This window comes from Streptomyces sp. NPDC060198, assembly GCF_042728415.1.
Taxonomy (GTDB): domain Bacteria; phylum Actinomycetota; class Actinomycetes; order Streptomycetales; family Streptomycetaceae; genus Streptomyces.
Window position 1 is genome coordinate 1 of the sequence record NZ_JBHWZJ010000012.1, and the last position, 12571, is coordinate 12571.

Genomic DNA, 12571 nt, shown 5'->3' on the forward strand with positions numbered 1-12571 from the left:
GCGCATGCCGGGCGGCCCTCACCCGGTGCATGATCCGCCCGAGCCGCAAGTCCCGAGCGCCAAGCCCCAAGCCATGGGGCCCGGGCATCGAGCCCCGAACCCCGGGCATCGAGCCCCACCCGCCGACCGACGCCCCGCGCCGCACCCACCAGCCCGAACAGCCGCCGCAACCGGAGCCCGCAATGCCCAGCGCCCCCCAACGCCTCGCGCTCGCCCACCCGCGCGTCTTCGACTCCGCGCAGATGCTCTGGGTCCTCGTCTGCGTGTCCGCGGCGAGCTTCTTCGGCACCTGGGATCCCCGGGAACCGATCCCCTGGTGGCCGGGGCTCGCCCTCGGCACCGTCGCCACGGCGGCCCTGCTGTGGCGGCGGACCCACCCGCGCGAAGTCGTCGTGGTCACGGGCGTCTGCGCCATCACCGCCGTCGGCCTCGGCTATCTCGCCACCATGCTGCTGCTCGCTCCCGTGATGGTGGCCCTGTTCTCGCTCGCCCTCCTCGACGAACGCCGGATCGCCCACTTCTACGGCCTCGGCGTCGTCGCGCTGATGGTGCCCACCGCCGTCCTGGAATCACCCCATTTCGCCAGCTTCGTCATCGTGACGCTGAACCCCGCCATCGGGCTGTTCCTCCCCGTGGCGTGGGGCTCGGCCCTCCGACTGCGCCGAGCCTTCACCGACTCGCTGCGCGCCCGCGCCGAACACGCCGAGCACACCCGCGAGGAGGAGGCGCTCCGCCGCGTCGCCGAGGAGCGCGTACGCATCGCCCGCGAACTCCACGACGTCGTCGCCCACCACCTCACCCTCGCCAACGCCCAGGCGACCACCGCGGCACACATCATCCGCAAGGACCCCGAACAGGCGGCCCAACTGCTCAACGGTCTGAGCGCCACCACCTCGACCGCCCTGCGGGAGCTGAAATCGACGGTGGGCCTGCTGCGTCGGCCCGAGGACCCCGACTCGCCCCTGGAACCGGCCCCGAAGCTCGAACAGCTCCCCGACGTCGTCGCCGCGCTCGCCACCACCGGACTCGACGTGACGGTCACGACCGAGGGAGAGCCACGGCAACTCTCCCCCGCGGTGGACCTGACCGCGTTCCGGATCATCCAGGAAGCACTCACCAACGTCTCCAAGCACGCCGGGACCACGACCGCCCAGGTGACACTTGCGTACGACGAGGACCTCCTGACGATCGCGATAACCAACGGCCGAGGGCGCCCGGCGCCTCCGCCCCCACCGTCCGTGAACTCGGGGTTCGGCCTCATCAGCATGCGCGAACGCGCTCTGTCCGCAGGCGGCCGGTTCTCCTCCGGTCCGCTCCCCGACGGCGGCTACACCGCCACCGCCGAACTCCCCGTCCACTTCTGATCCGATCCGGGAAAACCCCATGACCATCCGCGTGCTCCTCGCCGACGACCAGGCCCTCCTCCGGTACACCTTCCGCATCCTGATCGACTCCGCGGACGACCTGGAGGTCGTCGGTGAGGCGTCCGACGGCGCGGAGGCCGTCGACCTCGCCGGGAAGCTCCGTCCCGACATCGTGCTCATGGACATCCGCATGCCCGGCACCGACGGTCTCGCCGCCACCACCGCCATCTGCGCCGACCCGGATCTCTCCGCCGTCCGCATCCTCATCCTCACCACCTTCGAGACCGACGAGTACGTCGCCCGGGCACTGCGCGCCGGAGCGAGCGGCTTCCTCGGCAAGGACGTGACCGCCGACGCCCTCCTCGACGGAATCCGCACCATCTCGACCGGCGACTCACTGCTGTCGCCCACCGCCACCAAGCTCCTCGTGGGCCGCTTCCTCGGCACCCCCGAACCCACCTCCGACGAGGACCTGCCCGACCAGATCAACTCCCTCACCGCGCGCGAACGCGAGATGACGATCCTGGCGGCGCGCGGCATGTCCAACACGGAGATCGCGGACTCCCTCGTCCTCAGCCCGCTGACCGTCCGCACCCACATCCAGCGCGCCATGCACAAGCTCCACGCCCGCGACCGCGCCCAACTCGTCGTCACCGCCTACCAGAGCGGCCTCGTCCACCCCGGTCCGTCGAGGAACTGACGGCGGGCGGTGCGTGTGGTCGGTCCGCACGGAGGGCCCTCGCCGACGCGCATCCGCTACGCTGTCCTTGGTCAGTCGTTGGTACGTCGCACTGTCTGCCCGGGCAAGCCCGTGGAGAGCGTCGCACCATGTCGGGCCGGCGGGTTCGTATACCTCGCCGAAGATCCGCACCGTGGGTCTTCGACAAGGTTCCACGGGTCCACGCCTTCGTAGCTCAGGGGATAGAGCACCACTCTCCTAAAGTGGGTGTCGCAGGTTCGAATCCTGCCGGGGGCACAGCGTCAACCAGGCGGTTTCAGACAAAGGGCCAGGTCAGGGCACATGCCCGGCCTGGCCCTTCTGCGTACGCTCCCGCTCCACTCGCGTTCCCTCCCGTTCTCTCCCGCTCTGAGCACGCGACCGCGTTCCCCAAATCTTCCCCAGATGATCATGAGGGACTCCCAGGCCGGACGCCCCCAACAGCAAAGCGGCCCCCCGCTGTTGCGAGAGGCCGCCGCGCGTCAGGTCGAGGGTGCCGCCCTTCTCACCTGACACGTCATGGGCGCAACCGTGACCGCAAGGCCATCGGAACACGTGTTCGAATTGCCGTGCAACACCCTTAGGGATCGAAGCATTCCGGTAGCGAGTGAAGCATCCATGATCAGCCGTTTTATGGTCAACCCTAAAGACAATTGATCATGGTCCGGCGACCGTGGGCAGGTGCACCACCAGCCGCTGCCCGACGACCGCGTCCTCGCGCGCCGTCGAGCCGTCGGCGACCGGATACGAGCCGCCCGACTGCACGCCGGCCTCACTCAGGAAGCGGTCAGCCTCCGCGCTGGCATCGGGCTCGACTCGTACAACCGCATCGAGAAGGGGCACGCCAGCCCCCGGCTCGACAACCTGATCCGCATCGCCGACGCCATCGGCGTCCCGCTTGCTGAGCTGGTTCGCGACGTCGGCTGACGAATTGCGTCAGCGCGGTCCCGGCCCCGGCGACGGCATCTCGTCGAGCTGCCGGTGCAGGATGCTCGGCGCGGCCCGTCGGCCGGTGCATGCTTGGTCGTCGACCCGGTGGGCGTACGCGTCCGGTCGCGCCCCGGAGGCGGAGTGCCCCTCGGCCGCGACGATGGCCTCGCCGAGGATCGGCCCGTCGCAGTAGATGCAGATGCTCATCGACGCGCCCCCTTCCATGCGCGGGCGAGTTCCGCAGCGTCGTCGCATTCCGCGTCGCGGCGGCACCTCGCGCACCGCTCGGTGTGGATGATCAGCGCGCGGTACGCGCGGTCTCCGGCAGTGTGCTTCTCTGCGGTGGCCATCAGTTCCGTCCCTTCCAGCAGGTGAGGCAGCAGCGGGGGAACCAGGTGACGAGCGAGCCGCCGTATGCCGGGTCGGGCCGCGGGCCCAAGTCGTGGGCGTCGCCGGGTGTCAGCGGTGCCGCGCACCAGACACAGTCGGCGCCGCGCTGCTGCGTCTCCGACAGTGATTCGGGCTCAGGTGCGGGCTGCATGCGAGTAGCGTTTCCGATGCGGACCGTGATGCCCAGAGGCGCCGTGTCCGCCAGTGTCCGCAGCCGTGCGGACAGCGCGGACAGTGTGGGGACATCCTGATGAGCGAGACCTTTGGCCAGGCGTTACGTCGACTGCGCGGATCCCGGTCGATCCGGGACGTGGCCGCGCTGGCGAACTGCGGCAAGACCCACGTCTCCGACATGGAGCTCGGAAAGCGAAAGCCCACCCTGGAGATGGCGCGCGTGCTCGACCACGCGCTCGGCGCGAACGGCGAGCTGATCGTGCTGGCCGAGCACCGGCCGGACGCCGACCCACTCGACCAAGCGGACGCCCTCCAGCGCGGCCTCGCCGAGGAGTTCGCCGCCAGTGCGCTCACCGGGGAGGGCCTCGATGAGGTCGAGTACACGGTGGCACGCCACGGACGCGCGACCCGGTACCGGGCGGAGGCCGAGCTGCTGCCCGAACTGCTCGCGGACTTCGCGGACTTACGTCTCCGGCTGACCGGCCGCCAGGCCGCGCGGACGAGGACCCGCCTCCTGATTGCCGTCGCCCAGATGTCTGGGCTCATGGCCCTCACCCTGCTCAAGCTCGGCGATGCCCGGTCGCGAGCCTGGTGGAGGACGGGCCGGAGCGCGGCAGCCGCGGCCGAGGACCGGGCGACCCTCTCGTGGATCTACGCGCAGGAGGCGTACCAGCTGTTCTACAGCCGGGACATACACGGCGCGGTCGAGCTGGCGTGCCGCGCGCAGCAGCTGGCCGGCGGACTTCCGTGCGTTGGCCCGGCGCTGGCCGCGCCGCTGGAGGCCCGCGCTGCAGCTCTCCTCGCGCGACCTGACGCCGCGGCGGACGCACTGCACCGCGCCGAGCACGCGTTGGAGCGCCTGCCCGAGACGGCCCGGACTGCGTCCGCCTTCGGCTATTCCGAGTCGCAGCTCCGCTTCCACAGCGGCAACGCCTGGACGCACCTGGGCGACACGGCCCGCGCCCGCGAGGAGCACGCTCGCGCCCTGGAGCTGTACCCGGAGGCGGACCACATGGACCGGGCGCTGATCGACCTGGACCTTGCCATGTGCCTGGCCATCGAGGGCGACGCCGCCGGGGCCGCACAGCGGGCCACGACCACGGTGGTCGGGCTGCCGCCGTCGCACCGCTCCGCGCTGATCATCTACCGGGCTGCCGACGTCGCAGCTAGGGTGCCTGAGGCACGAGCGGTGTCAGAGGTGCGGGTGTTGCGCGAGATTCTGGCGCTGCCCCCTGGGGAGTAGGGACAGCAGCATGGTGGAGATCAGCCCGGCAACGGACGCGGACACCGGGGTGATCTCCGTGATCCTCGGCGAAATTGAGGCGTACTACGGGGGCGACCAGGCGCCTGCCGACGAGCAGCAGATCCGCGCCGCCCTGTTCGGCCCGCGCCCGCACGCCACGGTGCTGCTCGCCCGGGACTGCGGCGACGCCCTCGGGATGGCCAGCTACACGTATCTGTGGCCAGCGGCCGGAGCGGACTCGTCGCTCTACCTGAAGGAACTGTACGTCCGCACGGAAGCACGCCGCCGCGGTGTGGCCCGCGCCCTCATGGACGCGCTGAAGGGGATCGCCGCTGAGACCGGGTGCTCACGCGTCGAGTGGACTGCCGACATCGGCAACCCGCCCGCGCTCGCCCTGTACGAGGCGCTCGGCGTGGACAGGCACCAGGGGAAGGTGTTCTACCGAGTCGGCGTCTGATACGCGTCCATGGTGCCCTGCCCCGTCGCACTCGGGGCATTGAACGGTGGCCAGGTCCTGGCAGGCAGGGCTCGGGCACTCGTGCGCGTAGGGATTGGTGACGCGCCCCGTCCCGAGGCAGTCGAGGCAGAGTGCGCGGCCGGCGGGGACGGCTGTGGTGGTGTCGGTCATGGGCTCATGGTGCCGGGCGGGGCAGCGACCCGAGAGCGGAATGCTGTAGTCCGGGCATCGCCGTACACTCGAACGCATGTCCGACTTGCCGCCCGATGTTGCCCGCCTTCAGGTGCTCCGCGTCTATCTCGCGCTCCAACTCGCCGAGGTCGACCGGGCTATCGCAGCAGCCGGGCGGCAGGCGGCCCCGGTGCGCCAGCCTGCGGCCGTCACTGCACCGCCCCCGCGCAAGCGCCCCGCCACCCCGGCGTTCGGTGTCGCCCGCGTCGGTCTCGGCCCGGGAGAGGCTGTCCACCGCGGCGACTGCTGGGCCGACGGCGGCGAGATCCGCCCGCTCAGCCGGGAGGACGCCGCTGCGCACCTCGCGGCCGGGACGCCCCCGTGCGACGTGTGCCAGCCGGAGCGGGTCCTCGCCCCGGGTCGGACGTGACGCTGCGCCCCGCCGCTCGTTGGTCGGACGTGACCACACCTCTCGATCGTGATCAACAGGTCGGCGAGCTGCGCGCCGCCCTTCAGCACGCCGTCCGGCTCCTCTCCTTTTCCGCTGGCCGAGCAGCAGGCACCGACCCGGCGCACGCCGAAAGCCTGCTGGCCGCCGCGGAGAAGCTGGAGGCGACCCTCGCCCGGACATGACGAATCGCCCCCGCCCGGCGCGATGCCAGGACGGGGGCGGTGGTGGTCAGTCGATGCTGTACGGGATAAGTTCCAGCGGGACGTCCTCGGGCCGGTCGCCGTGCGCGCGAAGGCGGCGCTGCTGCCGACGGACGATCCGCATCGCGGAACGGAGGAGCTTCTCCAGCGCGGACACCTCGATCTTCTTCGTCTCGACGACGGCCGTGAGGTGCGCGACATCCGCCTCCAGCCGATCGAAGCGGCCAGAGAAGTACTCCCAGATCTCCGGCGAAACCTGAAGGCCGGGGGGCGGCTCGTCCTCGTTCGGCTGCTCTGGGGCGGGCGCCGGCCGGGGCGTGGAGACTCGGGCCACGAGGATCATGCTCACCCCGCCGATCACCGCGACGATGACGCCGAGCACCGTGTTCTCAACGCCCACCGTGCCCTCCTCTCTCACACGAACAGATGCGCCTCTGCCTCCCCGTGAGCGCGGCAACGACGACCAGCAGCAGGACGATGACTCCGTACACCGGGACGGTTGCCCACCCGGGTGGGTACCGGCCGCTGACGGCCGCTGCGAGGTAGGCCAGCGCCCACCACGCGGGCGGCCCGGCGACCGCGCCGAACCCCCAGACGTCCCGGCCGGGGCGGCGGAGCCCGGCGGCCAGGCCGAGGAGCCCGCAGCCGATCCACACCCCGCCCCAGCCCTGGATGCACATGAGGTCGATGAGCGGTCCGGCACCCGCGCGCACGGCAGGCCGGTCGGTGAGGAGCAGGCCGAGACCGACGACCACCCAGGCGGCGCCGGTCCCGGCCAGGGCGAGGCCACGCCACTGGAGGTGCCGCCACAGGGCGGCCCGCACTACACGCCCCGGGCGAGGGAGGCCGAGTTCCGCACGTCGCGGAGCCGGGCGGCCACGCCCTTCAGGACCGCGAACCCGGCGGCGGCGCCGGCGGTCGCGGCGTTCTGCCACATCGACAGGTCGAACGGTGCGGTGACGACGAGCGCGCCGACGAACGCCTCCAGCCCGGTCGACACGACGCGCTCGCCGAGGTCGCGGGCGTAGGTGCCGGCGCTCTTCAGGACGGTCTCGGTGCTGGGCAGGGGGAACGGGGTCTCGGACATCAGATGTTGTCCTTCCGGTAGTTCGGTCCCCGGAACGTCTCCGGGAGGGGCGGGTGGGCGGCGGCACGGGCCGCGAGGTACTCGTAGACCAGGGTCTGCGGCACGGGGGCGAAGAGGCGGTGGGCCAGCTGCGGCTCGGTGGCCGGGTCGACGGACACGGCTACTCCTCCCGGGCCGCGTCGACAGCGGCGCGGACGAAGCAGTCCTTCGCCTCCAGCAACTTCCTGAGCCCGGCGGTCAGCTCGGGCCCGTCCGGCAGCGCGTCGACCATCTGACGGGCGAGGTCGCCGCACGGGGCGCTCACCGCCTGGAGGTGCTCGGGCAGGTGGGCCGTGTCGAAGTGGTGGAGCAGGTGCGTGGTGCCGGGGTGGCGCTCGGCCATGGTCACGCCTCCAGCTTCTTGGCGAGCGCGGTCAGGGTGCGGTCGATGCGGCGGACCCGGGTGACGAGGTCGCTGAAGACGCTCCGCCCGGACCAGTAGTGCTTGGCGTTTGTCTTGTCCGCGCTGTAGTCGGCGGCGTCCGCCGGGGCGTCGAACCGGTCGGCGGTGAGCAGCTGCTCGACCACCGCCGCGGCGACCTTCTTCACGTCGGTATCGGTCAGGGTCATGGGGTCGTCCTCCTCGGGACTCGGGGTGGTGGGGGACCAGGTCGCCGGGTGGGCGAGGCGCTCGGTGACGTCCGTGCGGAACTGGGCGGGCGTGAAGGCGAACATCCCGCGAGCGCCGTAGCCCTCGACGGGGCCGCGGGGGTCGATTTTCCCTTCGACCGAGGTCTCCTTGTGGCAGCCGACGGACTCGGCGGACCACCCGTGGTGGCGGCAGACGGCGGCGTTGATCCGCACCCACGCGTCGTACTGGGCGCGCGGGTAGATGTCGGCGTTGTCGCCGAGGTTCTCGCACTCGACGCCGTAGGAGACGTCGTTGCCGTCGATCGTGCCGGACGCCGCCGACGGCGCCGGATGCGTCTTCGCCTCGTCGCGGAACGAGGCGTAGGCGTTCGACGCCATCTTCCCGGCGTGGTTGGCGCGGCCCGCGCTGCACATCGTCGCCACCCCGGTGCGGGCGAGGTAGACGTGGGCGAGGGGGCCCGGCAGCCCGACCACGCCGTTCTTCGCGACGGTGTCCTTCGCTCCGTGCCCGGCGGTGTGGTGGTTGAGGAACATGCGGACCGGGCCGAACGTGAGCCCGGTCGCGGCATCCCGGCCCCGGGTGCGCCACCCGGGGTACTCCTCGACGGTGACGCCTTCGGCGCGCAGGGCCGCCAGCCACTGGTCGGCGGTCAGGGGTATGGCCATCAGGTCTCCAGACATGACGAAGCCCCGGGCCAGGGTGGCGCGGGGCGGGTGGGTGGATGAGGGGTCAGTCGGCGGCCGGCGGCGGCGGGGTGTCGCCGGGCGGGTCGGGGACCTCGCCGAGCGGGACGTACCAAGACGGTTCGATCAGCGTCGAGGTGTACCGGCGCTCGGTGCCCACCGAGGCGCCCGGGTAGTGGGCCTCCAGGGTGGCGATCATCGTGCGGATCGCGGCCTCGGCGGCCTCGTCCACGGCCGCGATGTTCTCCGCGGTTGCCTGGAAGTCGATGGAGAGTTCCACCGGAGGGCATATCCCGGGCGAGTACTGGCTGAGCACGTACGTGATGAGGGTGGCTTCTGCGGGTGCTGACATGCGGTTTCTCCTTGTTAGGACTGGCGGCCGTACACCATGAAGATCTGCGCGCAGATCGAACCGGTGCCGGTCAGGCGTCGGGCTTGGACCTCGATCTGGAACTGCTGGCCGATGTCGACGCTGGGCGCGGCCGTGTAGTCAATGACACCGCCGACCGACACGACCGGCCCCCAGGCGACGCCGTTGACGTACACCTGGATTTCGCCGGTGGCCGTGCCGACCGTCGCCGTGAGGCCGTAGATCCGCATCTTCGGCTGCCAACGGGTGTTCCAGACGGACGCGATGGCCGTCCAGCCGCTGGCGGTGGTCTTCGGCCACAGCGAGGAGTCGGACGGGATCGGGGCGTTCATCGGCAGGTACGGCCGGCCGAGGCCCGTGCCGCTGGAGCCGTCCTCGGTGAGGATCGCGTTGCCGGACCGGTCGTAGAAGTTCCAGTACTGGTCGTCCCCGCTGGCCGGCGGGTACGCGTAGCACGCGAAGACCATGCTGCCGTCCTCGCGGCGCATGAAGAGAGCCTGCTGCCTGCTGCCGTCGGTGTGGTCGTAGGCGTCGTTGTCGATCTGCCCAAAGTCGATGACCCGGTGCCGGTCGGGCGTCGACACCGCGAGTCGGCCGCCGTTGACGACCTGAAGGCCGCCGGCCCCGACGGACGCGGACTCCAGCCGCCGGGCAGCCTTGAACTCCTTGAAGTCGCGCTCAAGTGCAGCCATGCGGCGCATCAGGGTCGTGGTGTCCGTGGGTAGGTGGTCGGCGCCTGTGGGCATTCAGTCCTCCTCGACGAGGATCGGGGTGATTGTGTCGGCCGCGACGTCCAGGTCCCACGCCCAGGCGCGGGCGACGACGGATGCGCCGTCGGGATGCCCCGGAGACCGGCCGGGGGCGACCTCCAGGCGCACGGTGTCGCCAAGGCCCCAGTCGGTACCGAGGCGGGGCGCCCGGGACGCCACCCCGGTCACGGACCAGGCGGATGCCCCGGTGCGCATCAGTGCGAGCGCGGACGTCGCGTGGGAGTTGAGCTGGTCGGGGTCGGTGAGCCCGGCCCCCGGGGTGTAGCGGTAGACGTACTGGCACCAGCCGGAGGCGATGAGGTCGCTGGCGACCTTGCTGGAGCTGGACAGCCGGGAGTCGCCTTCCCCCTCGCCTCGGGCGAGCGTCGCGGTGGCGCCCTTCCCGTCCTCGTAGGACTCCTCCTGCTCGTAGGAGGAGACGCTCCCAGGGAAGTCGAACGTGGCCTCGGGCAGGGTGCTCTGCGTGCCGATCCGAGGCCGGACCCGCAGAACGAACTGGAAGCTCGTGTGCGCCGCGTCTGCCCACTCGACGTCCACGGTCCACTCGGGAGCGCCGTCCATGCCCATCACCTCGGCAAGGGCGGAAAGGATCGTCTTGTCGTCGGAGTCCAGCACGGAGTAGTCCATCGTCACGCCGATGCTCGGTGCGTCGATGACGAAGGGCGGCCCGTTCGTGAGGAGATTCGTTGCCAGGCCGGAGACGACCGCAGCCTGATCCGCGCCCACCAGGCTCAGCGTCCCGGTGTACCGGCGGTCCAGGTACGCCTCCAGCGTGGCGCACGCCAGCGTCGAGGTGAGCCCGGAGCCGCGGTTGCGGCGCAGGACGCTGCCTGCCCAGATCGGGGTGTCCGTCAGCGTGTCGACGGCGACCAGCGCGGACCGGCCGTGCGCGGTCGCGGCGACCCAATCCGCCGGAGCTCCGCCGAGCTGGAGGTCGAACTGCGCCGTCGTCGACTGACCGAGCCGCCTCGACAGCGTCGGCGTTTTCAGCGACGGCAGGTCCTCGACGATGCCGCCGGTACGGAGGTCGCACCCGTACCAGGCCAGCCGGTAGGGCGTCTCAGAGGTCATAGGACACGTTGTCCAGGGTGAACCAGCTCGTCTGTGCAGGGCTCGGGGACGCGTACACCTGGAACACCCCCGTTGACGCGGTGAGTTCCATGCGCGTTGTGCCTCCGGTGGTGCTGCTGTAGTTCCGTGCGACCGGCATGGACCGGGACGCGGAGGGGCGCGCGGCCACCGGCATGGTGGTCCAGGTCGTGGCCGTCTCGATTGCCGTAGTGCACGTGACGGACCCGCGCATCTCGACCCGCTGCGTGCCGTCCACCGTGACGATCCGGTACTGGGCGATGCCCAGGGTTCCCACTGGCGTAGTGAACCCGCTGGCCAGCGTGATGGTGGTCCAGGCGACGGACTTGACCTTGGCATAGGTGTCGACCGAGGAGCCGTTCCACACCTTGAGGTCGGTCCCGTCGTGCCATGCCTGCCCCGCGTAGGGGCTGCTCGGGGTGGTGGTTTGCGCGGGCAGGATGCCGCCCGGGGCGACGGTGACGGGCCGGACCGCCGAGGACACGGACGCGGACCCGCCGCCGGACGCGGGCACGCTGATCGTGGCCAGCGGGATGTAGATCACGGTGCCCGCCGGGGTCGGCGCGACCGGCGTCGAGGACGCGGTACCTGCGAGGTAGACGACGTCCGCCTGCCGGAGCCCGGAAGCGTCGACATCCGTGTCCCAGACCCGCAGGTACACCAGGTCCACGCGGGCCAGCGTGGCGTGCGCGGCCGTCAGCGTCCCGGGGGACACCCCGGTCGGCAGGGCGGCCCGGTAGACGCCCTGCCCGGACCGGTACACCGCAGCGACGCCCGCGCTGACGTTGATGGTGGTGCCGGACAGGGTGACGGTCAGCCCGGGGTCGCCAGGGCGGACGCCGCTTCGTGCGCCCAGCGCGGTTCCGTCGCCCATTACGAGCATGGAGTCGACGCGCCGCATCTCGGGCCCGTCGAGTTGGAGGGTGTTCAGCCAGGTGGCATCGACCGGCATCGGGTCTCTCCTTCAGTCCCAGGCCGAGCGCCAGGTGGCGGTCAGCGAAGCGGTGGCGTTGTAGGCGGCGGCCCGGAAGACGACCGCGACGGTCGAGGCCGGCGGGATCGACGGCCAGCCGGACGGGACGGCAAGGAACCGGCGGCGCGACACGTTGCCGTTCAGGACGACGGTCCGCGCAGTGGTGTCGATGACCAGCACGTCCCCGGCGCCCAGGTCCTGGCTGTACGTCAGCTGGGCGACGGCACCGCCGGGCATGGTCACTAAAATCTGGGGCTGCTGAACCGGGCCCGTGATCGTCAGCACCAGCGGAGTCCGCATCGACCCAGAGTTCTCGGCGTCGATCTGCCCGGACACGGTGGTCGCGCTGATCGTCCACGGGACGGTGGCCGGCAGCGTCAACCCGCCGCTCGTGCTCGGCAGCCCGGTCGTCCCGGTCTGGTCGGCCGTCGCGTACCGCCGAGGGTCCGCCGCGGTGACCAGCGCCGAGTACGACGCCACGGTGTCCGTGGTGTACCTCGCGAGGAGCTTCCCGGACCGGCGGACAACGCAGCACTTCGGGACTGTCTCGGCGACCGTCAGCAGGGTGTCGGTGAGGGACACGGCCGCGCGGAGCCGGTCCATCGCGTCGTCCAGCGCCGCCCGGTCCGGGGCCACGATCGTCCCGGCCAGCGTGATGGGCCGCTCCCCGTAGTAGACCGGGGTCTGCCATGCCCCGTGGTCCGCCTCGCGCTGCTGGAGCTCGGAGCGAACCTCGGGGCTGTCCCATCCGTCGAGGTCCTGGAGGACCCACGCGACCCCGGCCGGGTCGACGGAGCCGAGCGGGATTTCCCCCAGCGTGGCCGTGAGCCCGCCGAGGGACTGCCCTGGTGTGTACGGCACGTGCCTCCT

At 71.4% G+C, this 12571-nt stretch carries 20 protein-coding genes and 1 tRNA gene; 8 read left to right on the forward strand and 13 right to left on the reverse strand.

The genetic code is table 11. From position 1 onward, the window contains the following. Window positions 1–182 precede the first annotated feature (182 nt). The 4 genes from ACFWEP_RS03365 to ACFWEP_RS03380 all read left to right on the forward strand — a co-directional run bounded on the left by ACFWEP_RS03365 (window position 183) and on the right by ACFWEP_RS03380 (window position 3009). Complete coding sequence (locus tag ACFWEP_RS03365; RefSeq protein ID WP_387364789.1) at window positions 183–1364, forward strand: sensor histidine kinase; 1182 nt, start codon at window positions 183–185, stop codon at window positions 1362–1364. A 19-nt stretch (window positions 1365–1383) separates the two neighbouring features. Then, window positions 1384–2064: a response regulator gene (locus tag ACFWEP_RS03370; RefSeq protein WP_387364792.1), complete on the forward strand. Its 681-nt coding sequence runs from the start codon at window positions 1384–1386 to the stop codon at window positions 2062–2064. 203 nt (window positions 2065–2267) lie between these two features. Further along, window positions 2268–2340, forward strand: a tRNA-Arg gene (locus ACFWEP_RS03375). A 423-nt stretch (window positions 2341–2763) separates the two neighbouring features. Continuing rightward, on the forward strand, window positions 2764–3009 hold the full coding sequence (locus tag ACFWEP_RS03380; protein WP_387364795.1) for a helix-turn-helix domain-containing protein: 246 nt from the start codon (window positions 2764–2766) through the stop codon (window positions 3007–3009). A gap of 9 nt (window positions 3010–3018) precedes the next feature. Here ACFWEP_RS03380 and ACFWEP_RS03385 read toward each other — a convergent pair whose 3' ends face one another. Together ACFWEP_RS03385 and ACFWEP_RS03390 are read right to left on the reverse strand one after the other, a co-directional pair. After that, window positions 3019–3219 carry a hypothetical protein gene (locus ACFWEP_RS03385; RefSeq protein WP_387364798.1) on the reverse strand — a complete coding sequence of 67 codons (201 nt, stop codon included), beginning with the start codon at window positions 3217–3219 and terminating at the stop codon, window positions 3019–3021. A 142-nt stretch (window positions 3220–3361) separates the two neighbouring features. Next, window positions 3362–3553, reverse strand: a complete 192-nt coding sequence (locus tag ACFWEP_RS03390) for a hypothetical protein (protein ID WP_387364801.1) — start codon at window positions 3551–3553, stop codon at window positions 3362–3364. 99 nt (window positions 3554–3652) lie between these two features. On the opposite strand from ACFWEP_RS03390, the gene ACFWEP_RS03395 reads away from it, so the two are divergent. The 4 genes from ACFWEP_RS03395 (at window position 3653) to ACFWEP_RS03410 (ending at window position 6080) form a co-directional block, all read left to right on the forward strand. Next, entirely contained in the window at window positions 3653–4819 is a 1167-nt protein-coding gene (locus tag ACFWEP_RS03395; protein ID WP_387364804.1) for a helix-turn-helix transcriptional regulator, read from the forward strand. A 10-nt stretch (window positions 4820–4829) separates the two neighbouring features. Beyond that, entirely contained in the window at window positions 4830–5276 is a 447-nt protein-coding gene (locus ACFWEP_RS03400; protein ID WP_387364807.1) for a GNAT family N-acetyltransferase, read from the forward strand. A 247-nt stretch (window positions 5277–5523) separates the two neighbouring features. After that, window positions 5524–5877 (forward strand): DUF6233 domain-containing protein, encoded by a 354-nt coding sequence (locus ACFWEP_RS03405; RefSeq protein ID WP_387364810.1) that lies wholly within the window; start codon window positions 5524–5526, stop codon window positions 5875–5877. A 29-nt stretch (window positions 5878–5906) separates the two neighbouring features. Beyond that, entirely contained in the window at window positions 5907–6080 is a 174-nt protein-coding gene (locus ACFWEP_RS03410; protein WP_387364813.1) for a hypothetical protein, read from the forward strand. Between the two features lie 46 nt (window positions 6081–6126). Here the strand turns inward: ACFWEP_RS03410 and ACFWEP_RS03415 are convergent, their stop codons facing one another. The 11 genes from ACFWEP_RS03415 to ACFWEP_RS03465 all read right to left on the reverse strand — a co-directional run bounded on the left by ACFWEP_RS03415 (window position 6127) and on the right by ACFWEP_RS03465 (window position 12562). Further along, window positions 6127–6498, reverse strand: coding sequence for a hypothetical protein (locus tag ACFWEP_RS03415; RefSeq protein ID WP_387364816.1), 372 nt, complete (start codon window positions 6496–6498; stop codon window positions 6127–6129). Continuing rightward, window positions 6488–6922, reverse strand: coding sequence for a hypothetical protein (locus ACFWEP_RS03420; RefSeq protein ID WP_387364819.1), 435 nt, complete (start codon window positions 6920–6922; stop codon window positions 6488–6490). The genes ACFWEP_RS03415 and ACFWEP_RS03420 overlap by 11 nt, the downstream gene beginning before the upstream one ends. Beyond that, complete coding sequence (locus tag ACFWEP_RS03425; RefSeq protein ID WP_387364822.1) at window positions 6922–7185, reverse strand: hypothetical protein; 264 nt, start codon at window positions 7183–7185, stop codon at window positions 6922–6924. Before ACFWEP_RS03425 ends, ACFWEP_RS03420 begins: the two co-directional genes overlap by 1 nt. Continuing rightward, window positions 7185–7343, reverse strand: a complete 159-nt coding sequence (locus tag ACFWEP_RS03430) for a hypothetical protein (RefSeq protein ID WP_387364825.1) — start codon at window positions 7341–7343, stop codon at window positions 7185–7187. Before ACFWEP_RS03430 ends, ACFWEP_RS03425 begins: the two co-directional genes overlap by 1 nt. Window positions 7344–7345: 2 nt before the next feature. Continuing rightward, window positions 7346–7567, reverse strand: coding sequence for a hypothetical protein (locus tag ACFWEP_RS03435; RefSeq protein ID WP_387364984.1), 222 nt, complete (start codon window positions 7565–7567; stop codon window positions 7346–7348). A gap of 2 nt (window positions 7568–7569) precedes the next feature. Further along, window positions 7570–8481 carry an N-acetylmuramoyl-L-alanine amidase gene (locus ACFWEP_RS03440; RefSeq protein WP_387364828.1) on the reverse strand — a complete coding sequence of 304 codons (912 nt, stop codon included), beginning with the start codon at window positions 8479–8481 and terminating at the stop codon, window positions 7570–7572. A gap of 64 nt (window positions 8482–8545) precedes the next feature. Beyond that, window positions 8546–8851 carry a hypothetical protein gene (locus ACFWEP_RS03445; RefSeq protein ID WP_387364830.1) on the reverse strand — a complete coding sequence of 102 codons (306 nt, stop codon included), beginning with the start codon at window positions 8849–8851 and terminating at the stop codon, window positions 8546–8548. A 14-nt stretch (window positions 8852–8865) separates the two neighbouring features. Then, window positions 8866–9615, reverse strand: a complete 750-nt coding sequence (locus ACFWEP_RS03450) for a hypothetical protein (RefSeq protein WP_387364833.1) — start codon at window positions 9613–9615, stop codon at window positions 8866–8868. Further along, entirely contained in the window at window positions 9616–10710 is a 1095-nt protein-coding gene (locus ACFWEP_RS03455; RefSeq protein ID WP_387364836.1) for a hypothetical protein, read from the reverse strand. Beyond that, window positions 10700–11680: a hypothetical protein gene (locus ACFWEP_RS03460; protein ID WP_387364839.1), complete on the reverse strand. Its 981-nt coding sequence runs from the start codon at window positions 11678–11680 to the stop codon at window positions 10700–10702. The genes ACFWEP_RS03455 and ACFWEP_RS03460 overlap by 11 nt, the downstream gene beginning before the upstream one ends. A 12-nt stretch (window positions 11681–11692) precedes the next feature. Beyond that, window positions 11693–12562, reverse strand: a complete 870-nt coding sequence (locus tag ACFWEP_RS03465; protein WP_387364842.1) for a phage distal tail protein — start codon at window positions 12560–12562, stop codon at window positions 11693–11695. Between the last annotated feature and the right edge of the window lie 9 nt (window positions 12563–12571).

What these genes read in the sequence shown, in the direction of transcription:
- ACFWEP_RS03365 (WP_387364789.1), top strand. Translation starts at nt 183, where the DNA reads ATGCCCAGCGCCCCCCAACGCCTCGCGCTCGCCCACCCGCGCGTCTTC.
- ACFWEP_RS03370 (WP_387364792.1), top strand. Translation starts at nt 1,384, where the DNA reads ATGACCATCCGCGTGCTCCTCGCCGACGACCAGGCCCTCCTCCGGTAC.
- ACFWEP_RS03385 (WP_387364798.1), bottom strand. Translation starts at nt 3,219, where the DNA reads ATGAGCATCTGCATCTACTGCGACGGGCCGATCCTCGGCGAGGCCATC.
- ACFWEP_RS03390 (WP_387364801.1), bottom strand. Translation starts at nt 3,553, where the DNA reads ATGCAGCCCGCACCTGAGCCCGAATCACTGTCGGAGACGCAGCAGCGC.
- ACFWEP_RS03395 (WP_387364804.1), top strand. Translation starts at nt 3,653, where the DNA reads ATGAGCGAGACCTTTGGCCAGGCGTTACGTCGACTGCGCGGATCCCGG.
- ACFWEP_RS03400 (WP_387364807.1), top strand. Translation starts at nt 4,830, where the DNA reads ATGGTGGAGATCAGCCCGGCAACGGACGCGGACACCGGGGTGATCTCC.
- ACFWEP_RS03405 (WP_387364810.1), top strand. Translation starts at nt 5,524, where the DNA reads ATGTCCGACTTGCCGCCCGATGTTGCCCGCCTTCAGGTGCTCCGCGTC.
- ACFWEP_RS03425 (WP_387364822.1), bottom strand. Translation starts at nt 7,185, where the DNA reads ATGTCCGAGACCCCGTTCCCCCTGCCCAGCACCGAGACCGTCCTGAAG.
- ACFWEP_RS03435 (WP_387364984.1), bottom strand. Translation starts at nt 7,567, where the DNA reads ATGGCCGAGCGCCACCCCGGCACCACGCACCTGCTCCACCACTTCGAC.
- ACFWEP_RS03440 (WP_387364828.1), bottom strand. Translation starts at nt 8,481, where the DNA reads ATGGCCATACCCCTGACCGCCGACCAGTGGCTGGCGGCCCTGCGCGCC.
- ACFWEP_RS03445 (WP_387364830.1), bottom strand. Translation starts at nt 8,851, where the DNA reads ATGTCAGCACCCGCAGAAGCCACCCTCATCACGTACGTGCTCAGCCAG.
- ACFWEP_RS03450 (WP_387364833.1), bottom strand. Translation starts at nt 9,615, where the DNA reads ATGCCCACAGGCGCCGACCACCTACCCACGGACACCACGACCCTGATG.
- ACFWEP_RS03455 (WP_387364836.1), bottom strand. Translation starts at nt 10,710, where the DNA reads ATGACCTCTGAGACGCCCTACCGGCTGGCCTGGTACGGGTGCGACCTC.
- ACFWEP_RS03460 (WP_387364839.1), bottom strand. Translation starts at nt 11,680, where the DNA reads ATGCCGGTCGATGCCACCTGGCTGAACACCCTCCAACTCGACGGGCCC.